The following is a 22380-nucleotide window of genomic DNA, read 5'->3' on the forward strand; positions in this document are numbered from 1 at the left end:
GTCAGGCCCTCGGCTTGCTGACGCCGGGCACGGAGGCTCGGCCTTTGGCCACGTCCTCACCGCGCTCGGTCAGCGTAACCACCAGCACAGAGCCAATGTCATCAACCGAGACCAGCGCCTGCTCACCCAGCCAGGTCAACTCAGCCCGCACCTGGTCACGGCTCGGGTGGTGGCCAAACTGGCCAAGCAAGTTGTGGATCACTGAGGAGTTGGAGCGGTACTGCGGCACCTCAGAGAGGATGCGCAACATCACCAGGCGTTGGTCCTGGCGCAGGAAATCAGAAAAGTGGGTGCTCATTACGTCCTCGCATTCAGCAGGTAGTCATTGATCCGGTCTAACGCTCGCGCTAAAGGGGCTAGCTCCCTGGCCACCCCCGCTAACTCGGCTTTTACCGCCTTCATGTCGCCGGCGAGTTCGTTCATCTGCTTGCCGTCTGGTAGGTGAATCAGCTGCTGCTCAACAGTGACGATGCGGGTGTGGTGGTTGGTCAGGCGCTTATCCAGCGCCTGGGCTTCGGCGGTTGACGCAGAGCGGCGTGCAGCCAGCAGCGAATACAGGCCGATCACCACCGTGAACACGAACTGCCCGGCCCTGGTTATAAAGTCCCAATCCATCAGCGTTGCTCCTGCAGGTAGTTCACCAGGTCAACCAAGCGGCCAGCGCACAGCCCGTATTGGTCATAAAGCGCTTTAAGTGCCACCGCTGCGGCGTCTGCGCTGTTGTCCGCTTGTTCAACGGGTGGCGGGCACTGCGCCGCGTATTCCGCTGGCAGCGGCCTCGGCGGCTCGATGCCGCGCGGTGTCGAGCTGCTGCATGACACCAGCGTCAAACACACAGCCAGCGCGCTGAGGCGCAGTAGATGCGAGCGCATCGCGGATCTCCTTGGTGGTTTTGGCGTCCGCCTGCTGGCGTGCACTGATGGTTTTGCCCAGGGCTTGGCTGGCGATGTTGGCGTCTGCGATCAGGTCATGGGTCGCGGCGATCACGCCCTCCAGGGCATCGAGTTGGGCCTGCTGGCAAGTGTTCACAGCAGCGGCCTTACCTTCGGCATAGCCCAAGTCATAGGCCGTGCTGGCGGCCAGCAGCCAGGTTGCCGCCAACGTGAAGCCCAGGCCGGCCAGCGCGCAGAGGCCGATGACAAGTCGATTGATCATCGCCGTCCCTTACGCCGGAACTTGCGCGGTAGGCGCTGCGCGAGACGTTCGCGGGGCGCTGGCGATGCGTACAACTCGCTGGCAGCGAGCCAGTTGCGGGAGCAAGCGGCAGGCGAACTGCTGGTCAACGTGGCGAGTAGAAACAGGGTTGGAATTCTCATGGCGGCTAAACCTCTCGGCACACACACCCGTGCCCCAGCCGGCGGCCACATATAGCGGCTCCCAGCGCAGCAGAATGGCGCGCGGGTAATGGCGGTTTTCACGGAAGTTGGCAGCCGAGCGGCCAGCGTTGTGCCGCTCGACGGAATCAAACCAGGCCAGCTGATCGGCGCCCTTAGCCGATGCCAGCCTGCGATCACGATTCACCCAGCCATTGCCGCCGTTGTAGCCCGACAGCACAAAGGCCCAGCGCTCGCACTCGCTGTTGGCCTGGTTTTGCTCGTACAGCCAGAGGTCAAACGCGACCATGGCGCGCAGTGCCCAGCCAGGGTTGTAAGGCTGCGCCGGGCCCAGGCTGCGGGGGTACAGCTCGCCCATCCAATCAGCGGTAGCGGGCATGAACTGCGCTAGGCCTTGAGCGCCAACTGGGCTGCGTGCATTTACGCGCCACAGGCTCTCCTGGTGCACTTGGGCGGCAAAGGTGGCGATGGGCGCATCAAGGCCCCACTCAGCATGGGCCGCGCGCACCAGGGTGCGGCGGTGCTGCTCGGCGGCAGGCGGGATCGCATCTGCTGCATAGGCGGGTTGGCAGCTCGCCACCAGCAGGGCCAAACCCAACAGCAGCCAGCCCAGCGAGCTGCCCACCACCGACGCTAAGACAAACCAAAAGACGGTGCGCATGGTTAAAGCCCCAGCGTCAGGCCGAGGATGCACGCCAGCACAATCAGCGCGCGGCGCAGCCATGCACCAACGATATGAATGCCACCGATGCACTCATGTGGGCGTGACGCGTCGGTAAACAGCGAGCGGTCGATCCAGTAACCGAGCACCGCGCCAAGGGTCACTAGGCCCGCCTTGTACAGCACAACCTGCAGCTGCTCAGGGCGAATCAGCGCCAGGGCAACCATTAGGCAAAGGGTGATGATCGTCCACAGCCACATACGCGGCAGGATGGAGCGGGAACGGGGCGTGCAGGATTGAGACATGAAACTCTCCGCGTGTGAGGTGGGCCATCCATGGCCTTGGCTGTGCTCATACCGGCAGTCCTACCGGAGAGAGATCACAGCTTCACATCGCGCGCGCGGGGAGTAATTTTGACGGGGCAAAAACAACAAAGGCGCCATTGTTCTAATGATTTTAGGCCCTGTTATCAGGGTGGACTAAGAAGATTTGGTGATCTTTGCTAGTTAATCCAGATGGTTACGTCCAATTTCATTGAATGAACTTTCTGAAAGCCCATAAGCCCAATCAGCTTGCCGGAGCCGTTCAAATGACAAAGAGGATGCTTGTGTTTACCCCACGCTTCGATCAATGAAAATAGAACTGGGGCTTCCGCCTGAAGAGCTTCTCGTGATTTTGGGAGAAAAGGATAGCTCTCTATAAATGTACCGAAAATCGTATCAGCATCTGACACATGATTTATTGTGATGACTCCAACGCTGGCTAGGTACTCTCTATTAACCTCCGAAATTGCTAATCCATCCTTTACGATGGAAAATAGCTTAATAGCAATACTCTCTAATTGGCCGGTATCCACCAATTGGTTGTGTCGTATGCGCCTCATCCAAATATGGTAGATGAGAAAGGCTATTTGGGGGCCGGTCAAGCGCGGTTGAATCCTTAAGGCATCTTCATAAATCAACTTTAGTAGTGGATTCTCATCTGACTCAAGGCGACCAATGACCATCTCAGCAAGCAAGGAAAGGTCTATTTGATCTCCTTTCTCAGCGCTAGCTTTAAGGGCGTCTTGAAAGCAAATCTGGGAGTCAGGCTTTGCAAATGCGTCATGAGTAACTTTGTCGGTTTTTGCTAACTGTGCAGAAAACTGCCTTAGGAATTCATCAGCATTTTGTCTCATGATTAATAAGGCTTCCTCACGCAGAGCCGGCAGCTGTCTCTCAAGAAATAATTGAACCAATGTTTCCACTTCAGCGATCTGAAGCCCGTGATAGTGCTTCTCGACCTTCACGTTCGCATCGCGGGCTGCTTGAACAGCCATGCCGTCCCCATTCAGGTCCTGGTTCTGCTCACCACCGATCATTCAGCTGACTCCTTCTTGGTAACAGACAAATCTTGTCCCGCCTGATACGCCTCGCCATTACCCTCAATGATCTGGGTCTGCTGAATAGTCTGCTTGGAAAACACGCCCTTAATTATCAAGATGAGTGCACCCACAGCTCCGCCGCTACCGAAAATCCATTCCCAATGAGCTTGTACATAGCGCAAAGCCTCTGACCCTATTTCCATTTGTGCCACCCCAAACTAGATGTTTCACCTATTCAGTGATCTGTAATAAGCCTGATTGAAATTGTCGGCGTCACTCGACTCCCATGATCATCTGATACCGCCGCTTGTACTCCTCATAGCTCAGCCCCTGCGTGTTCTGCAGATCCTGCAGCTGCTGCTCACGGTTCATACCTGCTGCATTGACTGGTACAGCTGTGGTCAGCGCAGCAGGCTGGGCGACAGCAGCGATGGGGGCGGGCACGTTAATCAGGTTCTGCACACGCGCGAGGCGGTTGTCCGGGCCGAATACCAGTGCAGCTTGCTGGGTGCTGGTTTTAACGTTCATCGTTACGATGCCGCTGGTGGCGTCCGAGCGGATGTACTGCCAGATATGCACTTGCTCGCCGTTGGCCAGCGTTTGCACCTGCCAGGGCTGGCCAAGCAGGCTGCGGGCATCCTCGGTAGTGGAAACCCCCGTGCGCAAAAGGCCGACGTTGTTCGCAGGGAATGGCGTACCCACGGTGGCCGTGGCACAACCTGCCAGGGCACCCACCAAAACGAGTGCAGCAGTGAGGCGTAATGCAGTCCGTTTCATCAAAAATCCCTCTTAGAAAATTCGCCTTACCAGCGAGCCGATCACGAATACAGCGTTAAATTGCCAAGGGTTGCTCAGCTGCACCGCGCTGATCGCTGATCGCTGGTCAGCCTGGCACTGGGGCCAGTTGCATGGGGATGGCTGTTGCGTAAGTGATTCCGAACTTAGTAGTTCTGAGTTAGCCGTATGTTCTGGCTAGTGCAGTCTGTGGTGCTGACGGTGCCCATGAAGGCATTCATCTTCACCGCGCACTTTTCGATATTCAGGCCATTGCGGCCATCGCTGCTGATGTTGGTGACGTAGGGGCCAGCAGTCGTGCAACCGGCCAGGATTACGATCGCAGTCAGCGCGGCCAACAGTTGTAGTGATTTCATAGAGCATTCCTTACTTTTTATGATTTTTGAGAAAGTACGACGGTTTTTTGGCTGTTGACGCATCGTTAGCACGGCAATTGCTCAGGGGGTATCAGATGCCACCCGTTTTCATAAATCACGGCTCAATAATCAACTGATACCGCCGCTTATATTCCTCATGAAAGGCATCATGGTTCTCGCTTGTATTTATCTCGGAACTTAGTGCGCATCTGCTCGCACGCGCCCTTAACGATGGGGTTACCTAACGACTCCCTCATTGTTTTTAGGCACAACTCATAGGCCTGGCGATCCTGGCGCATGGCGGCAACTGCCGGGTCATTGCCTCGCGCCCAGCTGTATACAATGAATACACCAAACAAGATCAGGATCGTCCAGAGCCAGGCATAGCTCTTTGGCTCCTTCAGCGGCTGCGCCCCGCAGCCGGGGCAAGCAGCAGCTTGATCCGATATTTGTTTCTTGCACTCCCGGCATTCGATCAGCGCCACTGAAAACCCTCCTGGTTAAAAGACAAGCCCCGTCAACGCTCCAAGCAAGAACACCGCCGTGATGTACTAAAGGTGACCCGCTTATGGAGGCCCTGCAGGGACAGCGGCACAGAAATCTGTGCAGGTACCTGGTACTCATCCACATGCTGCAGCACAGCCTTGAGTTTTAAAGGGTTGAGCCTGGTCAGTCCATTTACTCTCTCGGCATTAAGTACAAAGTTCACTGGCGCCGGCTACTCCACCAGGCCTGTATCAACTCGAATACAAACGGCAGTACATGCCACAGAATGAAGTACCCCAAAACAACCAATAGGGCGGATATGACGATTGTTTCCGTAAACCACTCTATACCTGCGCCCTCAATGCGCTGAGATAGAAAGCTCCAAACAATGCACACGGCCAAACCAAAGAGCGTCATCGCGAACTTGGCAGCTTCCTCTTTCTCCTGCTGGGTGCAGCGATTGCATTTCGCCTTATCTCGGTCGATAACGCTGTTCTCGCAAGATGGGCAGGCCTTGATCGGGTTTTCGATGTAATCCCGACCGGCTACACGGTTGTTATCGCCACTTACGTTCATGAATCCTTCCTGTCAGGTACTAATGTCCTAACTCGCATTAGATAACTGAGGTTTCTCAGGTGGTGCCGCGCAAAATGCCAGCACCAATTGCAAGCGACTATTCGTGATAGTCATTGCCTGCGACCCGATTGCCGCTCCCTGTCACGCTGATACCTAAACCCTCGCTTTGGGTTTTCGTATTGGCCCTGGGCTTCTTGCCGCCCGTCAGCAACTCGGCCAGCAGCGCCTTACGCGCCGCAGCTCCAAGGCCTCGATAGGCCTCCAGCAACAGTTGCTCGTCTGGAGGCAAATGGTGCGACGTCGCACCATTTGCATCTCCTGCTTCGCTCTGAGTCTCACCAGTAATCACGTACAGGACGTCAATTCCTGTCGGCGCTAGCCGCTCGACAAGATCAGCAGGGCAACGCACACGGCCCGAGACCACATCCTTTAAGCGCTGAGCGCTCGACTCACCCGCAGCTCTAGATGCCGCCGCCAGTTTCAGGCCGACGCGATCTAACTCCTCTCGCAGCCTTAGGTGTAAATGTCCTACCGAATCGCTTGACACGGTGTAATATTCCTACCAATATAAACCACACAAACCACACATATCTTTGCATCACAGGAGCCACCGACATGGCCACTGCAACCAAAGCCCTAACCGCCGAGCAGGTGAAGCAAGGCTTCAAAACGCGCGGCAAGACCATCACTGCCTGGGCAGAGGAGAACGGCTACACCCGCAACGAGGTGTATCGCGTGCTCAACGGACAGGCCAAGGCCAACTACGGCAAGGCGCACGATATTGCCGTGAAGCTTGGCCTGAAAGTGCCAGATGCCATCGCTGCCTAACTCCAACTAAACAAGCCGCGAGGGACACTGCAATGTCCAACAAGCCGCAATGCCCAGTCGAGGAAATCGACCTCATTCCACACCCGCTTGATGCTTGGCGCTCTGCGCTCAATGCGCTGATCGCTGTTGCACCTGGCGTTACTGCTGATATTGCCAGGCACCTCAAAGATGCCCGTGAAAAAACCCTGGTTTGCCGCGACTTCAGCGCTGCCAGCCAAGGCGAGGCCAAGCTGATCGACCGCCTGATGTTGCTAGGGGCCGGCAAGCTGGTGGGCAACCGCCTCGATACCGCCTCGGCCAAGCACAACAACAGCGTGTTCAACGAACTTGGCTTCAGCTGGCTTGCTCGCTCGATTGGCGAACCTCACGCGCTGCAGTCAGCTCATCACACAGCCAGCCCATCGTCCGTACAGCCTCTGCCTCATAAGGTTGCCCAGGCCAGCGGAGGTCACGTAACTGCTCCGGCTGGAACTGCCCCTGCACCTCAGCCACTGCTGCCAGGTGAAGTACTACTTGAGCCAGAGCATTCACCTGCGCTTTCAACACCTCAATCTGATCGGTCATAGCCATGTGCCTTCTTGTGAATGTACCTGATTCCATTGTTGGTTTTGAAACCCTTTTGCCTAGGTGCAAAAAATCAATTTGTTTGCTAGGCCGCTCTAGCGCGTGTGTGGGGGCTTTCCAATGAAGCGCCGCAATTGGAAAAGTGCTCAGCCCAGCAGCATTCGCCAGGCACTTGAGTGGTCGCTGGAGTACGCCAAAGAGCGGCACAACCTGAGTGTTGAGCGCATCGCTGAGCGCATGGGTTTGGCCAACCACTGGGCGCTCTATAAGTGGGCCAGCGAGGGGCGCATGCCAGCTGTAAGCATCCCGGCGTTTGAGCATGTATGTGGCATCAACCTGGTCAGCCGCTGGTTGGCCTCGACTGGCAGCAAGTTGCTGATCGATATGCCTACCGGCCGTGGCTGTTCTGCAAGCGACATGCAGGAGCTGCAGGCGGCACTGCATACCGCCACTGGCGCCTTGCTGGCCTTTTACAACGGCACAGCGGATGCCGACGCCACCCTCGCGGCCATTCAAACCGGCTTGGAGGGCCTGGCCTGGCATCGCGGCAACGTGCAGCAACACGCCCATCCGCAACTCGAACTGGGTGAACCCCATGAATGACAAGACCCGCACCAGCGACAGCGGTGGCCGTGTGCTGCGTGTGTTTAAAGCGCTGCGTGGCCACAGCCTTACTGGCTTGAGTAACGGCGACTTAGCCAAAGCCCTGGGCGAGAGCCCGGCCACCATCAACCGCTGCATGAACACGCTGATCGCTGAGGGCATGGCCACCAAGCTCGACACCGGGCGCTTTGCGCTGAGCATTGCCGTGCTACAGATCGCCCAGGCACATGCCAATGAAATGGCGATGGCGCAGGGGCGCATTAATGAGATCAACCAACGCGTGCTGGCTGGGGCCAACCGCTAACAACAAGGCAACAAGGAGCGACACATGGACTACCGCAAAGCAACCGAGAAGCTGTTGGAACACGACCCCAAGCGCAGTGCGCCCTTCCTAGAGGGCATGGCCGCTGTACTGCAAAACCGCGTAGACCGCACCCCAGTAACCAGCCCCTATGCCGTAGGTAGCGTTCAGGACGATGCCTTCTTGGCAGGCCGCATGCGTGCCCATAACGAATTCCGCAACTTGCTAATAGAGGCCAACAGCGACCGTGCTGCGGCTATTGCCCGCCTGCAGCAATTGGCCGGCACCGAGCGGAGGGCTGCCTAATGGCGCGTATTGCAAATAAAGGGGTGGCCCTCGTAGAGGATGCGCCGCTGAACAGCGACGTGTTGCTGGCCCAGCACAACCAAGTGGCCATGATGAATGAGGAGCAGGAGACCCGCGTGAGGGCTGTAGCTGACCAGCTCGGCTATCAGCTGCCGGCTGACTGCACCGACCCGGACCTGATCCAGCGCGATATCGCTGCCAATATGCGCCGCAGTGTCGAGGCTTGCCTGGAGGTGGGGCGCGGATTAGTGGTTCTCAAAACGGCATGCGACCACGGGCAGTTCTTACCTCGTCTCGAAATGCTTGGCATTGAGCACAGTGTGGCGAAACGCTTTATTCAGAGCGCCACTAAGTTCTCATGCCTCGGTAGCAATCCGGCGCTGACCAAGGCCCTCGGAAACCAATCCAAATTATTCGAAATGCTCGTGCTCGATGACGAGGAGATCCAGGAGCTGGAGCTGACCGGCCAGACCGGCGAGCTGTCGCTCGATGACGTCGCGACCATGTCAGTCAAGGAGCTGCGCAAGGCCCTGCGCGAAACCCGCGAGGACAAGGCCGCGCAGGGCCGGGTGCTGGCCGATAAGAACGCGCGCATCGATGAGCTGGCCACCAAGCTGGCCAAACAGCCGCTGGTGCAGGTGCTGGCACCCGATGAGGAAGCTAAGCAGCTGCGCCAGGAGGTTTGCCTGATGGCCTTTGAGGTCGAGGCACTGCTGCTGGGCAAGGTGCGCGAGGGCTTTAACAAACTGGTGGAGCACAACACCAGCACGGGAATGGATCACCAACTGTTCAAGGCTGGATTGGTTGCACACCTGGATGCCGTGCTGGGCGGCATACGCATGGAGTTCGGCCTGCCGGCAGAGCTTGATAGCGCAGCCGACTTTGGCTGGCTCAACCAGCAAGCGCAGGAATCCTGAGCATGAGCGCCGTTATTACCCAACGCCTGGTTGACCTGAGCCGTGCGCTGGACTGCGCGGGTAAAGGCCAGCGCACGGCGCTGTGCAAAGCGGCGGCGCTCGACCTTGGTTTATCGCTGGCGACCATCTACCGCAAACTGGAGGAGGTTAACGTGTCTGTAACACCACCCCGTAAGCGCCGCGTTGATGCAGGACAAAGCGATTTGACTGTGGATGAGGCGCTGGCCATCAGCGCGGCAATGATGGAGTCCGCGCGGCGCAATGAGAAACGCCTGTACTCACTCGGTGATGCCGTGGATGCCTTGCGCATCAGCGGCATGATCCGCGCGGAGACGGTCAACAAGGCCACGGGTGAGCTGCGCCCGATGTCGCTCAGCGCCATCAGCCGAGCCCTGTACAACTACGGCAAACACCCGGACCAACTGCTGGCACCTGCGCCTGTAACCGAACTGGCCAGCACTCACCCGAACCATGTATGGCAGATCGACGCCTCTATCTGCGTGCTCTATTACCTGCAGCCATCCGCCAAGGTGCCTGGCTTGCAGGTGATGGATGCTGATGAGTTCTATAAGAACAAGCCGAAAAACCTTGCGCGCATTGCCGCCAACCGCGTGTGGTCTTACGAAATCACCGACCACGCCAGCGGCTGGATTTACCTCGAATACGTGATGGGCGCTGAAAGCGGCGAGAACCTCTGCAGCGTGCTGATTAACGCGATGCAGGAGCGCGGTGGCAGCGACATTTTGCACGGCCGCCCTGACATTCTGATGATGGACCCTGGCTCGGCGAACACCTCAGCCATGGCTAAGAACCTGTGCCGCAGCCTGGGCATTCAGATGATCGTTCACGCACCGGGTGCAGCACGGGTAACCGGCCAGGTGGAGAACGCGCGGAACATCATCGAACGTAAGTTTGAAGCTGGCCTGCGCTTCCAACCGGTCGCTGACCTGGATGAACTCAACGCCCTGGCTGCGCGGTGGCGCGGTTACTTCAACGCGACAGCGGTGCACTCGCGGCACAAGAAGAACCGCAGCGCGGTGTGGATGAGCATTCGCGAGCATCAGTTGATCAAGGTGCCCAACGTTGAGGAGTGCCGCCGCCTGGCGGTGGCCGAGCCGGAAAGCCGCAAGGTCACCACCAAGCTGCGCGTTAGCTTCCAGGGCCGTGAATACGACGTGTCAGGTGTGCCGGGTGTGATGGTGCATGACCGCGTATTGGTTACCCGCAACCCATGGCGCGATGACGCGGCCCAAGTAGTGGCCACCGACGCTAGCGGCCATGAAGTGTTCTATGTGGTGCCGGCCATCGTGACCAATGAGCTGGGCTTTGATGTTGCCGCCACGACCATCGGTGAAAAATTCAGCCGGCGCGCCGAAACCCCGGCCCAGGTTGCCCGCAAAGAAGCCGCCAAGCTGGCGATGGGTGCCGAGACCCAGGACGAAGTGGACACCGCGCGCAAGGCCAAGGCCATTCCGTTCGGTGGACAGCTGCAGCCTTACAAGCAGATGGACGAGGCCGACCTGCCGGCCTTTATGCCACGCCGGGGCACCCAGCATGACCTGGTGATCCCGACCGTTGAACTCATGCCGCTATCCCATGTGGCCGCCGCCAAGCTGCTGCGCAGCAAGGTCAACAACTGGTCGGGCGAGTCAATGGCCTGGCTGAAAACCAACTACCCGGATGGCGTGCCAGAGGCCGAACTCGACAACATCGCCGCCAACCTCAATAAGCCCGCGCGCCCCGGCCTGCGTGTGGTGGGAGGTGAATCATGCTGAACCTGAAATACACGCTGGCGGATCTCGGCCAGCGGCAAATTACGCTGGCCCAGCACCTTTCGGTGAGTAGCGCGGCGGTTTCCCTGCTGATCAATCACAAGCAGTGGCCACGCACGCTCGACGAAGCTGATTTGCGCCAGCGCATTGAAGGTTTTTTGAAGGAGAAAGGCGCAAACGATTTGGCGGTGAATACCGCATTTGAAGAAGCGGAGCCTGAGCGCGCCAACGCCCAGGCCCCTGCACACCCAACCAAAAAAGCGATAGACGACCAGGAGTGCGAAACCATGTTGCTACGGAAGCAGGTGCTGTTACCAGAGACCAAGCGAGCCTTTTCGATTTTCCGCGATCCGTTCGAGGATCTGCAGTCCGTTGAGGACATGTATGTAAACCCGGATATCCGCTACATCCGCGAGGCGATGTACCAGGTGGCGCGCCACGATGGCTTTTTGGCTGTTGTGGGTGAGTCCGGTGCGGGCAAGTCAACCCTGCGCCGCGATTTGGTCAACCGGCTGAATAACGAGGGCGCACCAGTACTGGTGATTGAACCCTACGTGCTGGCCATGGAGGACAAGGGCGAAAAGGGTAAGGCGTTGCGTACCTCGCATATCGCGGATGCCATCGTCGACACCGTTGCGCCGCTAGAACGCCCGAAATCGAACCCGGAAGCGCGGTTCCGGCAGATGCATCGCGCCTTGAAGAACAGCTACGAGAGCGGCTTCCGGCATGTGTTGATTATCGAAGAAGCGCACAGCATGCCGATCTCGACGCTCAAGCATTTGAAGCGGATGCGCGAGTTGGAGTCGGGCTTCACCAAGCTGGTGAGCATCATCCTGATCGGCCAGACCGAACTGATGGTGAAGCTGTCCGAGCGCAACGCCGAGGTGCGCGAGGTCGTACAGCGCATCGAGGTCGCCGAGCTGCTGCCGGTCAGTGCTGCGCGTCTGGATGAGTTCTTGGCGTTCCGCCTGGCGCGGGTAGGTAAGAAGCTGGAGGACGTGATCGACACCAGCGGCGTGCAGGCGATTGCTGAGCGCTTGAGCAAGTCCGGGCGCGACAGCCAGCGCAGCCTTCTGTACCCGCTGGCGATCGGCAACATGATGGTGGCCGCAATGAACCTGGCCGTGCGAATCGGTGAGCCTGTCGTCACCGCTGATGTCATTAAGGAGGTGTGAGATGGCCAATCCGAATGTTGTCCCGATCAACCCATCGGCTGCCATCAAGCAGCACGCCATGCCGATGTGCACGGTGCTGACTGCCCAGTTGTCCGACGCCCTGGAGAAGGTAAACAGCATGACTCGCCGCCTACGTGCGGCTGGCGTCTGCGTTGAAACGGCATCGCCGCTGGACCACACCATTTTCATCGCCGCTGGCAGCGCACAGCAGCTTGCCGACACCTTTAAAAAAGAGTGGCGCGGCCTGTCTTGGACCACTTGCGACAAGCACACCAAGAACATGGTGCGCATCGATGGCGTCTGCATCGCTTGGCTGACACCGGTGAAGGAGCAGAACCAATGAGTACTGCTGATAAACGCTACGACACGCTGGTGATCCGTGGCGCAACCAGTAAAGAAGTACCGCGCGAGGCCGCAGGTTGTGAGGTTGTGGCGTGGTCGGCGGGTCATGCCATTGCTGAGGCTGGTGCGCTTGAAGCGTTCGTTGATGCTCTGGCTGGCGGTGAGTGTTACCGCGACATGGAGGCCATCGCCACTGAGGCCCAGCGCGTACTGGAGCTGTCGCGCCAACAGCGAGACCACGGCTGGCTGAGTCCTAGTAATGAGGAGAAGAGCAATGGCTGATACCCACCAAACCCCGGTGCCGGACGGCTACGTCCTCAACGCCGCGAACCATCTGGTGCCTGAACACCAGGTGCGTGAGCACGACAAGCTGCGTGACAGCGTGGCGGGTGACCTGGCCAAGCAGGCCCTGGGCATCAGCGAAGCGCTGGCAGCGTTCAAGGCCAAGGCGTTGGCCGATATCGCCGACCTAATTTCGCTCTCGGCCGACAAGTACGGCGTAAAGCTGGGCGGTAAGAAGGGCAACGTTTCCATCGTCACCTACGACGGCCGCTTCAAGATCGAGCGCGCCATGGCCGACCGCCTGACGTTCACCGAGGAGATCCTCGCGGCCAAGGAACTAATCGACCAGTGCATCCGCAAATGGAGCGAGGGTGCTGACCAACATCTACGGGTACTGGTCGACCGCGCATTCCGGGCCAACAAGCAAGGCCAGATCAAGACCGGGGACGTGCTGAGTCTGCTGCGCGTGGAGATCGATGATCCTGACTGGAAGATGGCCATGGAAGCACTGAAAGACAGCATTCAGGTCAACGGCACAGCGATCTACATCCGCGTGTACCAGCGCGTGGGCAACACCGACCGCTATGAATCCATCAACCTCAATATTGCGGCGGTGTGACATGGACCAGGACCGCATTCTCGACAAGATCAAAAAATGCATGGAGATGGCCAAGTCGAAGACCGCCAACCCCAATGAGGCCGAGATCGCCCTGCGTCAGGCCCACAAGCTGATGGAGGCTTACAACCTGGAGCTGGGTGACGTGCTAGCCAGCATGGCCTGCGAAGCGAAAATCGCTGCAGGCTCGGACGGCTCACCACCTGCCTGGCGCGTTCGCTTGGCTCAGGTTTGTGGCCATGCATTTGGCACCAAGCTGATTATCACCACTGGCTTGTTCAGCGTGGCTGGGTTCATCTTTGTGGGCTGCGGAGCGGCTCCAGAGCTGACCGGGTACGCCTACCAGGTGCTTGAACGCCAACTACAGAAGGCGCGCCGGGGGTTCTTGGCAGAGCCTAATCAGAAACGCTGTAAGCGCAGCACCAAGGTGGCGCGTGGTGATCACTTTGCCAACGCCTGGATCGATGCGGTGTACCACAAGGTCGACGCTTTCGCTGGAGTAGAGGACAACATCGCCGAGGCGATTGAGGCCTATATGGCCAAGCATCACCCGGACCTCGAAAAGTCTGAGATGAAGCGGCGCAAACTCAAGGCCCGCGATGAGTCGGCCGTAAACGCCGGTTACCAGGCCGGAAAGTCTGCCCAGCTGCACCAAGCCATCAGCCACAAGCCGGTCGCCCGACTGACGCAGGGGGTGTGAGATGGCTACCAATACCCGTGTTGAAGTGACCGTCAGCAGCGATCACGCCGGCTACAAAACAAAGGTGATTCGAGGCCAGCGTGGGTGCTGCACCTATGACGCCAAGCTGGCTGTGGAACGCCTGGCAGACAAGCTGTTCCCGGACTACCACAAGACTATCGAGCGCTTGGAGTGCACCGCTGTTGGCCGGCTGCACAGTAAGTGGTCGATCACTCCTGGAGAGCCTTTGCATGCCACTCGCTAAAGCCACCCTCAGCAAGATCCATATCGCTAAGCAACAGCTGGGCATGGAAGACGACATATATAGAGGGCTGCTGGCCCGTGTTGCTGGCGTGCGTTCGTCAAAGGAGCTGAACACGCGCCAGGCCAGCGCGGTGCTGGTTGAGTTCGAGCGGCTTGGCTTCAAACCCAAGCCCAGCAGCAAGGCCAAGGGCAAACCGCACAACGCTAAGCAGTTGGGGCCGCGTGTCGACAAGATCGAGGCGCAACTTACTGATATGCGCCTGCCTTGGGCCTATGCCGATGCGCTCGCGCGGCAGATGTTCAAGGTGCAGCGGGTGGCGTGGCTGAAAAAGGCCGATCAGCTGGATGCGATCATCGCTGCGCTACACGTCGAGCAGGAGAAGCGCCGGCTGCTGGGCAATGTGGAAGAGCTGCTCAAGCTGCTGGGCGAGCATGATCCAAACTGGCAGGTCGATTTGGAAGCCCTGCCTGAGGGCTGGGAACGCCGCCGTCCAATCCTCAAATCCTTGGTTGAAACGCTGCAGGCCGCAGCCTCTGCACGGGGGCTCGTGTAATGCAGATTCAATGTCCGTGCTGCGGCGAGCAGTTCCCGTTCGAGGCTGGGTTCGCTGATGCGGACGGTAAGCAGCTGGCGGCGCTGTTCGCCAAGCTGGAGCCGAAACTGGGGCGCGCGGTGCTCAACTATCTGCGTCTGTTCAGCCCGGCTAAACGTGGGCTGCGCATGACAAAGGCCATCCGTATCGTCGAGGAGCTGCTCGTCCTGGTCGAGTCTGGCCAGGTGCAGCGCGATGCTCGTACAACTGAAAGCAAGCCAGCGCCGCCGCGCCTATGGACTGCCGGCATCGAGCAGATGATCGCGCAACGCGATCGCCTGTCGCTGCCGCTCGACAGCCATAACTATCTGCGTGCTGTGGTGTTCGGTATAGCCGCTGACCCTGTGCAGATGAAGGCCATTGCACCAGCCAAGCCCCAGCGCTCAGCAACTACAGCGCAGCAGGATATCCAGGAGCAAATAGGCCGAGTCGAGGCCGATGTGCGCTTGGGCATCATTAATAAAGAAGAAGGCGAGCGCCGCGTGGCGGCGTTGAGGGGGAACTGATGTCATCGGCAATGGCTGATAAGCGGCATGAGCTGCTCAGCGATATCGCGGATCATGTTGCTGAGGTGCTCAAGGAGCACGGCATTGATGCTGATGTAACTGAACAGGCTGGCAATGCTGTGGCCGACCACCTGTCTCAGACGTGGGCCGGTTCGACTATCTGCATCCCTAAGGATCACCGCTTCAAACTGAGCAAGCGTGACCTGGTGATCCTGTCGGAATTCAAGGGCAACAATCACCACGCGCTGGCGATGAAGTACGACCTAACCGAGAATGCGATCTATAAGTTGCTTAAGCGGGTCCAGGACAGGAAGTTCGACCGCGAGCAAGGCAAACTCGACCTCGGCGACGGCCTTTCCTAGGCCGCCGCCACCGTTGCCCTAGCGGTAACTCTTTTTCAAACCCCATCCCGCTATTTACCGCCTCATTCCCTTATATCCCGCTTTTATCTAGCTTTCTCGGTTATATCTTTCTCACTCCTGCACAGCAGTGCCAGGCGTATTACAGGCCGGACATCTTCTGGATTGCACCACGCAGCTCGTCATCCGAGCAATCCGCGCAAGTGCCTTTAGGCGGCATGGCGTTGATGCCGGAAATCGCCTTGGCCAGGATGCCGTCGAGGCCGCCCTGTGCATCTGCACGCTCTTTCCATGCAGCGGTATCGCCAATTTTTGGCGCGCCTAGAATACCTGGGGTATGGCAGGCACCGCAGTGCTTAGCAATGATGTCATCGGCAGTACGCGCACCGCCGCCAGCGGCAACAGCGACAGCACCCACACCCTTGCACTCTTCACCCATCACGCAGACTTGGCCAACCGGCTTCAGTCGCTCGGCAATGGCATCGTCGGTCGTGGCCTGAGCAGTCACTGCCCACAGGGCCAATACGGTAGCAGGGGCTACCAGGATTTTTTTAATCAGGTTCACGGTACACCCTCTTCGTGGCTAGTCACGCTCGCGGCCACGGTTTCGCGAGCAGAACGCAGTATAACGGCAAGCCGCGAGCGCTGAAACCGCTCAGATTGCCGCAGGGTTATTTAGAAGGTGGCCGGCGTAGTCGCGCTGATCAACCGCGCAGGCTGCTCGAACGGATTACGGAAGCGATGCGGTTTACTGCTCTCGAAGTAGTAACTGTCACCGGCTTCGAGGATAAACACTTCACTGCCGACGGTCAGTTCCAACTGGCCGGAGACCAGCATGCCTGCCTCTTCACCTTCGTGGGCATACATCTCGTCGCCAGTGTCTGAGCCCGCAGGGTAGGTTTCATCGAGGAAGGAAATGGCCCGGCTCGGGTGCGCCTTCCCCACCAGCTTCATGGTGATGGCACCGCTGCAGATATCAGTCAGCTCAGCAGCCCGATAGACCACCTGGATCTGAGCATCCTGCTCCGCGTCCAGGGAGAAAAACTCCACCAGCGACATCGGGATACCCGCCAGCACCTTTTTTAACGAACTGATCGAGGGGCTTACGCTGTTCTTCTCGATCATCGAAATGGTGCTGTTGGTGACGCCTGCCCGCTTGGCGAGTTCACGCTGGGAAAGGCCTTTGAGTTTACGAATGGATTGCAGTCGAACACCGACGTCCAATGCTGGAGTCCCCCTCGGGAAGATACGGAAATGTGGCCGTATCATGGCATAGCGTTCAGAATTTACAACACTCGCGTTCAAACTCGTCTACAGCGACATACTCAGCCCCCGAGATAGAGCAGCGGCGCCCGCCGCAGGTTACAAAACAGCTGGTAGGGAATGCTGCCGGCCTGCAGCGCCACGTCGCTGGCCAGCACCTGTTTACCCCAGAGTTCGACCCGACTGCCCAGGCCAGCCTGCGGCAAGTCGGTGAGGTCGACGGTGAGCATGTCCATCGACACCCGGCCGATCAGCCGGGTCAGCTGGCCGTCCACGGCCACTGGCGTACCGGTCGGCGCATGCCGCGGGTAACCATCGGCATAGCCCATAGCAACCACTCCGACCCGAGTCGGCCGCTCGCTGATAAAGCGCGCGCCATAGCCCACCGGCTCGCCGGCCGGCAGTTCGCGCACGATGATGATCTTCGATTCCAGGGTCATCACCGGTTGCAGGCGCGCCGCCACAGCTTGCGCCTGCTCGAACGGCGTAGCGCCATAGAGCATGATGCCAGGGCGCACCCAGTCACTGGGAACGCTTGGCCAACCCAACAGTGCCGGCGAGTTGCGCAGGCTGACTTCGGCCACAATCCCTTCGCGCGCCTGCTGAAACACCGCCAGTTGCTCCTCGCTGCGCGGACAATCCAGCTCATCGGCGCGAGCAAAGTGGCTCATCAACACGACCTTCGCCACCTTGCCACTGGCCAACAGACGTTGATACGCCGCCTGGTACTCCGCCGGGTGAAAGCCGACTCGGTGCATGCCGCTGTCCATTTTCAACCAGACCGTCAGCGGAGTGCTGAGCGTGCTGCGCTCAATCGCTTCAAGCTGCCACCACGAATGCACCACACACCAAAGCCCGTGTTGTTCAATCAGCGGCAGCTCGTCGGCCTCGAAAAAACCCTCTAACAACAGGATCGGCCCGCCGATACCGGCCTCGCTCAACTGCAGTGCCTCTTCGATACAGGCTACGGCAAAGCCATCCGCTTGCGCCTGCAGTGCTTGTGCACAGCGCACCGCGCCATGGCCATAGGCATCTGCCTTGATCACCGCCAGCGCGCGCGCGCCGCTCAGCTCGCGGGCCAGTTGGTAGTTATCACGCAGGGCTTGCAAGTCAATCAGGGCACGGGCGGGGCGCATGGGGTTCTCGGCTGTCGGCAGGTATCAGTCTTAAAAATGGCGGGAGCCATTTTAGCGTTGCGCCGCAATGGCCCGTAAGGCGGTCCCGGATAACAGGCGCTATAGCGCTGCCACCACGGTGATTTCGACTAACACCTCAGGCTTGTACATGTTCGCCTCCACGCATGCCCTGGCTGGCGCAGCGCCAGGGGCCACCCAAGCATCCCAGACCTGATTGAACCCCGCGTAGTCGCGCGCCATATCCTTTAAGTAAATGGTCACGGAGAGGATTTTCGACTTGTCACTGCCGGCCTCGGCCAAAAAACGGTCTGTACTGGCCAGGGTTTCGAGGGTTTGCTGCACGATGTCGCCACTGTAATCATCGGCCAATTGCCCGGCCAAATAGACCGTGCCGTTATGGATAACGATTTCGCTGTGACGGGTTTCAGTGAGCAGGCGCTGTACTGACATGCTTGTGAGTCTCCTGGGAACGGCTGTAACGGGAAATATCCAGACCTTCGGCACTGATCTGCGGACGCTTTTTCGCCATCAGATCGGCCAGCAGACGGCCGGAGCCGCAGGCCATGGTCCAGCCCAGTGTGCCGTGACCGGTGTTGAGGAACAAATTACGCATGCGGGTGGCCCCAATAATCGGCGTGCCGTCCGGGGTGGCAGGCCGCAAACCGGTCCAGAATTCGGCCTGGCTCAGATCGCCACCTTGTGGATAAAGATCGGCGGTGATCATTTCCAAGGTTTCACGACGACGTGGATTAAGGCTCAGATCGAAACCGGCAATTTCCGCCATGCCGCCAACACGGATACGGTTGTCGAAACGGGTGATGGCGACTTTGTAGGTCTCATCGAGGATGGTCGAAGTCGGCGCCATTGCCGCGTTGGTGATCGGCACAGTCAAGGAGTAGCCCTTGAGCGGGTACACCGGCGCCTTGATCCCCAGCGGTTTGAGCAGTTGCGGGCTAAAGCTGCCGAGCGCCAACACGTAACGGTCAGCGGTTTCCAATTTGCCGTCGATCCATACGCCATTAACCCGGTCGCCCACGGCCTCAATGCGCTGAATATCCTGACCGAAACGGAATTCCACCCCCAGCGCCTTGGCCATCTCGGCAAGTTTGGTGGTGAACATCTGGCAGTCGCCGGTCTGGTCATTCGGCAGGCGCAGCGCGCCCGCCAGCTTGTCGGTCACAGCGGCCAAAGCCGGCTCAACACGGGCAATACCGGCGCGGTCGAGTAGCTCGAAAGGCACGCCTGATTGCTTGAGTACGGCGATGTCTTTCGCCGCGTTGTCCAGTTGCGCCTGGGTGCGGAACAGCTGAGTGGTGCCCAGGCTACGTCCTTCGTAGGCGATGCCGGTTTCCAAACGCAGTTCGTCAAGGCAGTCGCGGCTGTACTCGGACAGGCGCACCATGCGTTCCTTGTTCACCGCATAACGGCTGGCGGTGCAGTTGCGCAGCATTTGCGCCATCCACAGGTATTGATCGATATCGGTGGTGGCTTTTATCGCCAGGGGTGCATGCTTCTGCAGCAACCACTTGATGGCTTTCAGCGGCACGCCAGGCGCAGCCCACGGCGAGGCGTAACCCGGGGACACCTGGCCGGCGTTGGCGAAGCTGGTTTCCATGGCCGGCGCGTTCTGCCGATCGACCACCACCACTTCAAAGCCCTGACGAGCCAGGTAATACGCACTGGCTGTACCAATCACACCGCTACCGAGAACTAGAACCCGCATGCCGCTCTCCTCGTCGCGACCCAGCGCGACGGATAATTCTTGAGATCACAATTGAGCGCAGTATAGGAAGAGATCAGCAGTGCTTTTCACTATATAAATAGCTATATTTGGCGACAAATCTTGGCAATATCGCCTTCTACAGAGGGGTATCCACCGTGCGCACTCAGCATCAGAGCCGTCGTGAACTGGACAAAATCGACCGCAACATCCTGCGCATCCTGCAGGAAGATGGGCGCATCAGCTTTACCGAGCTGGGCGAGCGAGTCGGTCTATCAACCACGCCCTGTACCGAGCGTGTGCGCCGTCTGGAGCGTGAAGGCATCATCATGGGCTACCACGCCCGCCTTAACCCGCAGCAGCTCAAGGCCAGCCTGTTGGTGTTTGTCGAGATCAGCCTAGATTACAAATCTGGCGATACTTTTGAGGAGTTCCGCCGCGCCGTGCTCAAGCTGCCGCACGTGCTCGAATGCCACCTGGTGTCCGGCGACTTCGACTACCTGGTGAAGGCGCGGATCAACGAGATGGCCAGCTACCGCAAATTGCTCGGCGATATCCTGCTCAAGCTGCCGCACGTGCGCGAGTCGAAGAGCTACATCGTCATGGAAGAAGTGAAAGAGAGCCTGAGCCTGCCGATTGCCGAGTAGCGCCGACCCTGCAAAGTTGCATCTAGCGCTTTTGGGTATCGCTGTGCTCAACCCAACCTACACCAGCACCTGGCGCGTGCTGGCAATCAGGTTGTGCACCTGCTGCTCTACTGCAGGCTCAATCATCTGCTCCGGGCCTTGGCCACGCGGGCACGGCAGGCTGGCAGTTGTGCCAAACAGCCGGCAAATCAGCGGCCGCTGGTCATACACCGTGCAGCCTTGCGGGCCCAGGTGCACGCAATTGAATTCGGCCAAGGCGGCGTCGTGCGCGGCGTCACTTTTTACCGGCAGGCGCGACATTTCTTCGGACGAGGCCGTCACCGGGCCGCAGCAGTCGTGACAACCCGGCACACAGGCGAAACTGGGAATCTGCAAACGCAGCTGGTCGATTTTGCGGCGGGTGCAACTCATGGGTAGGGTCCTGAAACAGTGGCCGACATAGTAACCGCACGACAGCCCATTTCGAGGAAGCGGGGCCGATTAATCGACAAAAAGCCGGTTAATTGCCGATTACCTCTTGGCGTTTGCTAAACCCCGCGCTTATTCTTCGTAAAATTTTCCAAACATAATAATCAGGATTCCACACATGAACGCCCGCGTTCACCAGCCCGCTCATAGCAGCCAACACGCCAACTCCTATTACGCCGCCAGCAGCAATCGCCAACTGGCCTACCCCACCCTGGAGGGCGAGCTACGTGCTGATGTTTGCATTGTCGGCGGGGGGTTCTCTGGCCTCAACACAGCCATCGAATTGGCGCAGAAAGGCCTCTCGGTGGTGCTCCTAGAAGCCCACAAAATTGGCTGGGGCGCCAGCGGACGCAACGGCGGACAACTGATTCGCGGCGTCGGCCATGGCGTTGAACAATTCGAGTCGGTGATCGGCAGCCAAGGTGTACGCGAACTGAAACTGATGGGCCTGGAAGCGGTGGAAATCGTCCGCCAGCGCATCGAGCACTTCAATATCGACTGCGACCTGACCTGGGGCTATTGCGACCTGGCCAACAAACCCAGCCACCTCGATGACTTCGCCGAGGACATGGCCGAACTCAAGCAACTGGGCTATCGCCACGAAATGCGCCTGCTGCAACCCCAGCAGATGCATGAAGTGGTCGGCTCCAACCGTTATGTCGGCGGCATGATCGACATGGGCTCCGGTCACCTGCACCCGCTCAACCTGGCGCTCGGCGAAGCTGCAGCGGCGCAGAGCCTGGGGGTGCAGTTGTTTGAAGATTCCGCAGTTATGCGCATCGACTACGGTAACGAGGTGAAGGTGCACACCGCCCGGGGCGTGGTGCGCGCGGCCAACCTGGTACTGGGTTGTAACGCTTATTTGAATGGCCTGAACAACAATCTGGGCGGCAAAGTGCTACCTGCAGGCAGCTATGTGATTGCCACCGAACCGCTGTCCGAGGCCGAAGCGCGGGCGATCATCCCGCAGAACATGGCCTTGTGCGACCAGCGCGTGGCGCTCGATTATTACCGCCTGTCCGCCGATCGCCGCCTGCTATTCGGTGGTGCCTGCCACTATTCTGGTCGCGACCCGGTAGACATCGCCGGCTATATGCGGCCAAAAATGTTGGCGGTGTTCCCGCACCTGAAAGACGTACGTATCGACTATCAGTGGGGCGGCATGATCGGCATCGGCGCCAACCGCCTGCCACAAATCGGCCGCCTCAAAGACCAGCCCAATGTGTTTTACGCCCAGGCTTACTCGGGCCACGGCGTCAACGCCACCCACCTGGCGGGCAAGCTGCTGGGCGAGGCCATTGCCGGCCAAGCAAGCAATGGCTTCGACCTGTTCGCCAAGGTGCCGCACATGACCTTCCCTGGCGGCAAACACCTGCGCTCGCCCCTACTGGCGCTGGGCATGCTCTGGCACCGCCTGAAAGAACTGGTCTAACGACCAAGGGGCGTGATGACACCTATCATCACGCCT

35 protein-coding genes and 1 pseudogene are annotated in these 22380 nt (G+C 58.9%); 17 read left to right on the top strand and 19 right to left on the bottom strand.

The window, feature by feature from the left end:
- Position 1 precedes the first annotated feature (1 nt).
- The 12 genes and pseudogenes from SOP97_RS07970 to SOP97_RS08025 all read right to left on the bottom strand — a co-directional run bounded on the left by SOP97_RS07970 (position 2) and on the right by SOP97_RS08025 (position 6118).
- Positions 2-298, bottom strand: coding sequence for a VpaChn25_0724 family phage protein (locus tag SOP97_RS07970; RefSeq protein ID WP_322948861.1), 297 nt, complete (start codon positions 296-298; stop codon positions 2-4).
- The gene (locus SOP97_RS07975; protein WP_322948862.1) at positions 298-615 is read right to left on the bottom strand and encodes a DUF2730 family protein; all 318 of its coding nucleotides are present in this window, start codon (positions 613-615) and stop codon (positions 298-300) included. The genes SOP97_RS07970 and SOP97_RS07975 overlap by 1 nt, the downstream gene beginning before the upstream one ends.
- 117 nt (positions 616-732) lie before the next feature.
- Entirely contained in the window at positions 733-1155 is a 423-nt protein-coding gene (locus SOP97_RS07980) for a hypothetical protein (protein WP_322948863.1), read from the bottom strand.
- 168 nt (positions 1156-1323) lie between these two features.
- Positions 1324-1995: pseudogene (locus tag SOP97_RS07985) on the bottom strand (transglycosylase SLT domain-containing protein); the annotation flags it as partial.
- A 2-nt stretch (positions 1996-1997) separates the two neighbouring features.
- Entirely contained in the window at positions 1998-2300 is a 303-nt protein-coding gene (locus SOP97_RS07990) for a putative holin (RefSeq protein WP_322948864.1), read from the bottom strand.
- Positions 2301-2497: 197 nt separating this feature from the next.
- The gene (locus SOP97_RS07995) at positions 2498-3355 is read right to left on the bottom strand and encodes an LPO_1073/Vpar_1526 family protein (protein ID WP_322948865.1); all 858 of its coding nucleotides are present in this window, start codon (positions 3353-3355) and stop codon (positions 2498-2500) included.
- Positions 3352-3561 carry a hypothetical protein gene (locus SOP97_RS08000; protein ID WP_322948866.1) on the bottom strand — a complete coding sequence of 70 codons (210 nt, stop codon included), beginning with the start codon at positions 3559-3561 and terminating at the stop codon, positions 3352-3354. The genes SOP97_RS07995 and SOP97_RS08000 overlap by 4 nt, the downstream gene beginning before the upstream one ends.
- A gap of 70 nt (positions 3562-3631) precedes the next feature.
- Positions 3632-4135: a hypothetical protein gene (locus tag SOP97_RS08005; protein ID WP_322948867.1), complete on the bottom strand. Its 504-nt coding sequence runs from the start codon at positions 4133-4135 to the stop codon at positions 3632-3634.
- A gap of 164 nt (positions 4136-4299) precedes the next feature.
- Positions 4300-4509, bottom strand: coding sequence for a hypothetical protein (locus SOP97_RS08010; RefSeq protein WP_322948868.1), 210 nt, complete (start codon positions 4507-4509; stop codon positions 4300-4302).
- A gap of 167 nt (positions 4510-4676) precedes the next feature.
- On the bottom strand, positions 4677-4994 hold the full coding sequence (locus tag SOP97_RS08015; protein WP_322948869.1) for a hypothetical protein: 318 nt from the start codon (positions 4992-4994) through the stop codon (positions 4677-4679).
- Positions 4995-5214: 220 nt separating this feature from the next.
- Entirely contained in the window at positions 5215-5571 is a 357-nt protein-coding gene (locus SOP97_RS08020) for a hypothetical protein (protein WP_322948870.1), read from the bottom strand.
- Between the two features lie 97 nt (positions 5572-5668).
- Positions 5669-6118 carry a hypothetical protein gene (locus SOP97_RS08025; protein WP_322948871.1) on the bottom strand — a complete coding sequence of 150 codons (450 nt, stop codon included), beginning with the start codon at positions 6116-6118 and terminating at the stop codon, positions 5669-5671.
- Positions 6119-6186: 68 nt separating this feature from the next.
- Between SOP97_RS08025 and SOP97_RS08030 the strand changes: the two genes are divergently transcribed.
- Positions 6187-6399 carry a DNA-binding protein gene (locus SOP97_RS08030; RefSeq protein ID WP_322948872.1) on the top strand — a complete coding sequence of 71 codons (213 nt, stop codon included), beginning with the start codon at positions 6187-6189 and terminating at the stop codon, positions 6397-6399.
- A gap of 333 nt (positions 6400-6732) precedes the next feature.
- On the opposite strand, the gene SOP97_RS08035 is transcribed toward SOP97_RS08030, so the two are convergent.
- Positions 6733-6969: a hypothetical protein gene (locus SOP97_RS08035; RefSeq protein ID WP_322948873.1), complete on the bottom strand. Its 237-nt coding sequence runs from the start codon at positions 6967-6969 to the stop codon at positions 6733-6735.
- 114 nt (positions 6970-7083) lie between these two features.
- Here SOP97_RS08035 and SOP97_RS08040 point away from each other — a divergent pair, with 114 nt between their 5' ends.
- The 14 genes from SOP97_RS08040 to SOP97_RS08105 are packed head-to-tail and all read left to right on the top strand — an operon-like array spanning position 7084 to position 15681.
- Positions 7084-7566 carry a hypothetical protein gene (locus tag SOP97_RS08040; protein WP_322948874.1) on the top strand — a complete coding sequence of 161 codons (483 nt, stop codon included), beginning with the start codon at positions 7084-7086 and terminating at the stop codon, positions 7564-7566.
- Positions 7559-7870 carry a helix-turn-helix domain-containing protein gene (locus SOP97_RS08045; RefSeq protein WP_322948875.1) on the top strand — a complete coding sequence of 104 codons (312 nt, stop codon included), beginning with the start codon at positions 7559-7561 and terminating at the stop codon, positions 7868-7870. The genes SOP97_RS08040 and SOP97_RS08045 overlap by 8 nt, the downstream gene beginning before the upstream one ends.
- Positions 7871-7894: 24 nt before the next feature.
- Positions 7895-8173: a hypothetical protein gene (locus tag SOP97_RS08050; protein WP_322948876.1), complete on the top strand. Its 279-nt coding sequence runs from the start codon at positions 7895-7897 to the stop codon at positions 8171-8173.
- A complete protein-coding gene (locus SOP97_RS08055; RefSeq protein ID WP_322948877.1) occupies positions 8173-9090 on the top strand; it encodes a hypothetical protein in 918 nt (305 codons plus the stop codon). The genes SOP97_RS08050 and SOP97_RS08055 overlap by 1 nt, the downstream gene beginning before the upstream one ends.
- A 2-nt stretch (positions 9091-9092) precedes the next feature.
- The gene (locus tag SOP97_RS08060; protein ID WP_322948878.1) at positions 9093-10865 is read left to right on the top strand and encodes a DDE-type integrase/transposase/recombinase; all 1773 of its coding nucleotides are present in this window, start codon (positions 9093-9095) and stop codon (positions 10863-10865) included.
- Complete coding sequence (locus SOP97_RS08065) at positions 10859-12037, top strand: ExeA family protein (RefSeq protein WP_322948879.1); 1179 nt, start codon at positions 10859-10861, stop codon at positions 12035-12037. The genes SOP97_RS08060 and SOP97_RS08065 overlap by 7 nt, the downstream gene beginning before the upstream one ends.
- Position 12038: 1 nt before the next feature.
- Positions 12039-12380 (top strand): hypothetical protein, encoded by a 342-nt coding sequence (locus tag SOP97_RS08070; RefSeq protein ID WP_322948880.1) that lies wholly within the window; start codon positions 12039-12041, stop codon positions 12378-12380.
- Entirely contained in the window at positions 12377-12661 is a 285-nt protein-coding gene (locus SOP97_RS08075; protein WP_322948881.1) for a hypothetical protein, read from the top strand. Before SOP97_RS08070 ends, SOP97_RS08075 begins: the two co-directional genes overlap by 4 nt.
- On the top strand, positions 12654-13280 hold the full coding sequence (locus SOP97_RS08080) for a DUF3164 family protein (RefSeq protein ID WP_322948882.1): 627 nt from the start codon (positions 12654-12656) through the stop codon (positions 13278-13280). The genes SOP97_RS08075 and SOP97_RS08080 overlap by 8 nt, the downstream gene beginning before the upstream one ends.
- Before the next feature lies 1 nt (position 13281).
- A complete protein-coding gene (locus SOP97_RS08085; protein ID WP_322948883.1) occupies positions 13282-13977 on the top strand; it encodes a DUF2786 domain-containing protein in 696 nt (231 codons plus the stop codon).
- Position 13978: 1 nt separating this feature from the next.
- A complete protein-coding gene (locus tag SOP97_RS08090; protein WP_322948884.1) occupies positions 13979-14221 on the top strand; it encodes a hypothetical protein in 243 nt (80 codons plus the stop codon).
- The gene (locus SOP97_RS08095) at positions 14208-14774 is read left to right on the top strand and encodes a gp16 family protein (protein ID WP_322948885.1); all 567 of its coding nucleotides are present in this window, start codon (positions 14208-14210) and stop codon (positions 14772-14774) included. Before SOP97_RS08090 ends, SOP97_RS08095 begins: the two co-directional genes overlap by 14 nt.
- Positions 14774-15319, top strand: coding sequence for a hypothetical protein (locus SOP97_RS08100; protein ID WP_322948886.1), 546 nt, complete (start codon positions 14774-14776; stop codon positions 15317-15319). Before SOP97_RS08095 ends, SOP97_RS08100 begins: the two co-directional genes overlap by 1 nt.
- Complete coding sequence (locus SOP97_RS08105) at positions 15319-15681, top strand: Mor transcription activator family protein (protein WP_322948887.1); 363 nt, start codon at positions 15319-15321, stop codon at positions 15679-15681. Before SOP97_RS08100 ends, SOP97_RS08105 begins: the two co-directional genes overlap by 1 nt.
- Positions 15682-15820: 139 nt before the next feature.
- On the opposite strand, the gene SOP97_RS08110 is transcribed toward SOP97_RS08105, so the two are convergent.
- From SOP97_RS08110 to dadA, 5 genes are all read right to left on the bottom strand, one after another.
- On the bottom strand, positions 15821-16243 hold the full coding sequence (locus tag SOP97_RS08110; RefSeq protein WP_274087047.1) for a c-type cytochrome: 423 nt from the start codon (positions 16241-16243) through the stop codon (positions 15821-15823).
- 110 nt (positions 16244-16353) lie between these two features.
- Positions 16354-16902, bottom strand: coding sequence for a cupin domain-containing protein (locus tag SOP97_RS08115; protein ID WP_274087046.1), 549 nt, complete (start codon positions 16900-16902; stop codon positions 16354-16356).
- A 101-nt stretch (positions 16903-17003) separates the two neighbouring features.
- Complete coding sequence (gene alr, locus SOP97_RS08120) at positions 17004-18077, bottom strand: alanine racemase (RefSeq protein ID WP_274087045.1); 1074 nt, start codon at positions 18075-18077, stop codon at positions 17004-17006.
- A gap of 99 nt (positions 18078-18176) precedes the next feature.
- Positions 18177-18527: a RidA family protein gene (locus tag SOP97_RS08125; protein WP_322948888.1), complete on the bottom strand. Its 351-nt coding sequence runs from the start codon at positions 18525-18527 to the stop codon at positions 18177-18179.
- The gene (gene dadA, locus SOP97_RS08130; protein ID WP_322948889.1) at positions 18502-19800 is read right to left on the bottom strand and encodes a D-amino acid dehydrogenase; all 1299 of its coding nucleotides are present in this window, start codon (positions 19798-19800) and stop codon (positions 18502-18504) included. The genes SOP97_RS08125 and dadA overlap by 26 nt, the downstream gene beginning before the upstream one ends.
- 155 nt (positions 19801-19955) lie before the next feature.
- Here dadA and SOP97_RS08135 point away from each other — a divergent pair, with 155 nt between their 5' ends.
- The gene (locus SOP97_RS08135) at positions 19956-20444 is read left to right on the top strand and encodes an Lrp/AsnC ligand binding domain-containing protein (RefSeq protein ID WP_090240673.1); all 489 of its coding nucleotides are present in this window, start codon (positions 19956-19958) and stop codon (positions 20442-20444) included.
- Between the two features lie 57 nt (positions 20445-20501).
- On the opposite strand, the gene SOP97_RS08140 is transcribed toward SOP97_RS08135, so the two are convergent.
- Positions 20502-20855: a YkgJ family cysteine cluster protein gene (locus SOP97_RS08140; protein ID WP_274087042.1), complete on the bottom strand. Its 354-nt coding sequence runs from the start codon at positions 20853-20855 to the stop codon at positions 20502-20504.
- 175 nt (positions 20856-21030) lie between these two features.
- On the opposite strand from SOP97_RS08140, the gene SOP97_RS08145 reads away from it, so the two are divergent.
- The gene (locus SOP97_RS08145) at positions 21031-22344 is read left to right on the top strand and encodes an NAD(P)/FAD-dependent oxidoreductase (RefSeq protein ID WP_322948890.1); all 1314 of its coding nucleotides are present in this window, start codon (positions 21031-21033) and stop codon (positions 22342-22344) included.
- The last annotated feature ends 36 nt before the right edge of the window (positions 22345-22380 follow it).

It is taken from the genome of Pseudomonas spirodelae (assembly GCF_034653255.1).
Taxonomy (GTDB): domain Bacteria; phylum Pseudomonadota; class Gammaproteobacteria; order Pseudomonadales; family Pseudomonadaceae; genus Aquipseudomonas; species Aquipseudomonas spirodelae.

What these genes read in the sequence shown, in the direction of transcription:
- SOP97_RS08145 (WP_322948890.1), top strand. Translation starts at nt 21,031, where the DNA reads ATGAACGCCCGCGTTCACCAGCCCGCTCATAGCAGCCAACACGCCAAC.
- SOP97_RS07980 (WP_322948863.1), bottom strand. Translation starts at nt 1,155, where the DNA reads ATGATCAATCGACTTGTCATCGGCCTCTGCGCGCTGGCCGGCCTGGGC.
- SOP97_RS07975 (WP_322948862.1), bottom strand. Translation starts at nt 615, where the DNA reads ATGGATTGGGACTTTATAACCAGGGCCGGGCAGTTCGTGTTCACGGTG.
- SOP97_RS08075 (WP_322948881.1), top strand. Translation starts at nt 12,377, where the DNA reads ATGAGTACTGCTGATAAACGCTACGACACGCTGGTGATCCGTGGCGCA.
- SOP97_RS08095 (WP_322948885.1), top strand. Translation starts at nt 14,208, where the DNA reads ATGCCACTCGCTAAAGCCACCCTCAGCAAGATCCATATCGCTAAGCAA.
- SOP97_RS08040 (WP_322948874.1), top strand. Translation starts at nt 7,084, where the DNA reads ATGAAGCGCCGCAATTGGAAAAGTGCTCAGCCCAGCAGCATTCGCCAG.
- SOP97_RS08090 (WP_322948884.1), top strand. Translation starts at nt 13,979, where the DNA reads ATGGCTACCAATACCCGTGTTGAAGTGACCGTCAGCAGCGATCACGCC.
- SOP97_RS08065 (WP_322948879.1), top strand. Translation starts at nt 10,859, where the DNA reads ATGCTGAACCTGAAATACACGCTGGCGGATCTCGGCCAGCGGCAAATT.
- SOP97_RS08105 (WP_322948887.1), top strand. Translation starts at nt 15,319, where the DNA reads ATGTCATCGGCAATGGCTGATAAGCGGCATGAGCTGCTCAGCGATATC.
- SOP97_RS08000 (WP_322948866.1), bottom strand. Translation starts at nt 3,561, where the DNA reads ATGGAAATAGGGTCAGAGGCTTTGCGCTATGTACAAGCTCATTGGGAA.
- SOP97_RS08070 (WP_322948880.1), top strand. Translation starts at nt 12,039, where the DNA reads ATGGCCAATCCGAATGTTGTCCCGATCAACCCATCGGCTGCCATCAAG.
- SOP97_RS08010 (WP_322948868.1), bottom strand. Translation starts at nt 4,509, where the DNA reads ATGAAATCACTACAACTGTTGGCCGCGCTGACTGCGATCGTAATCCTG.
- dadA (WP_322948889.1), bottom strand. Translation starts at nt 19,800, where the DNA reads ATGCGGGTTCTAGTTCTCGGTAGCGGTGTGATTGGTACAGCCAGTGCG.
- SOP97_RS08055 (WP_322948877.1), top strand. Translation starts at nt 8,173, where the DNA reads ATGGCGCGTATTGCAAATAAAGGGGTGGCCCTCGTAGAGGATGCGCCG.
- SOP97_RS08050 (WP_322948876.1), top strand. Translation starts at nt 7,895, where the DNA reads ATGGACTACCGCAAAGCAACCGAGAAGCTGTTGGAACACGACCCCAAG.
- SOP97_RS08060 (WP_322948878.1), top strand. Translation starts at nt 9,093, where the DNA reads ATGAGCGCCGTTATTACCCAACGCCTGGTTGACCTGAGCCGTGCGCTG.
- SOP97_RS08045 (WP_322948875.1), top strand. Translation starts at nt 7,559, where the DNA reads ATGAATGACAAGACCCGCACCAGCGACAGCGGTGGCCGTGTGCTGCGT.
- SOP97_RS08030 (WP_322948872.1), top strand. Translation starts at nt 6,187, where the DNA reads ATGGCCACTGCAACCAAAGCCCTAACCGCCGAGCAGGTGAAGCAAGGC.
- SOP97_RS07995 (WP_322948865.1), bottom strand. Translation starts at nt 3,355, where the DNA reads ATGATCGGTGGTGAGCAGAACCAGGACCTGAATGGGGACGGCATGGCT.
- SOP97_RS07970 (WP_322948861.1), bottom strand. Translation starts at nt 298, where the DNA reads ATGAGCACCCACTTTTCTGATTTCCTGCGCCAGGACCAACGCCTGGTG.
- SOP97_RS08125 (WP_322948888.1), bottom strand. Translation starts at nt 18,527, where the DNA reads ATGTCAGTACAGCGCCTGCTCACTGAAACCCGTCACAGCGAAATCGTT.
- SOP97_RS08140 (WP_274087042.1), bottom strand. Translation starts at nt 20,855, where the DNA reads ATGAGTTGCACCCGCCGCAAAATCGACCAGCTGCGTTTGCAGATTCCC.
- SOP97_RS08080 (WP_322948882.1), top strand. Translation starts at nt 12,654, where the DNA reads ATGGCTGATACCCACCAAACCCCGGTGCCGGACGGCTACGTCCTCAAC.
- alr (WP_274087045.1), bottom strand. Translation starts at nt 18,077, where the DNA reads ATGCGCCCCGCCCGTGCCCTGATTGACTTGCAAGCCCTGCGTGATAAC.
- SOP97_RS08085 (WP_322948883.1), top strand. Translation starts at nt 13,282, where the DNA reads ATGGACCAGGACCGCATTCTCGACAAGATCAAAAAATGCATGGAGATG.
- SOP97_RS08020 (WP_322948870.1), bottom strand. Translation starts at nt 5,571, where the DNA reads ATGAACGTAAGTGGCGATAACAACCGTGTAGCCGGTCGGGATTACATC.
- SOP97_RS08005 (WP_322948867.1), bottom strand. Translation starts at nt 4,135, where the DNA reads ATGAAACGGACTGCATTACGCCTCACTGCTGCACTCGTTTTGGTGGGT.
- SOP97_RS08035 (WP_322948873.1), bottom strand. Translation starts at nt 6,969, where the DNA reads ATGGCTATGACCGATCAGATTGAGGTGTTGAAAGCGCAGGTGAATGCT.
- SOP97_RS07990 (WP_322948864.1), bottom strand. Translation starts at nt 2,300, where the DNA reads ATGTCTCAATCCTGCACGCCCCGTTCCCGCTCCATCCTGCCGCGTATG.
- SOP97_RS08100 (WP_322948886.1), top strand. Translation starts at nt 14,774, where the DNA reads ATGCAGATTCAATGTCCGTGCTGCGGCGAGCAGTTCCCGTTCGAGGCT.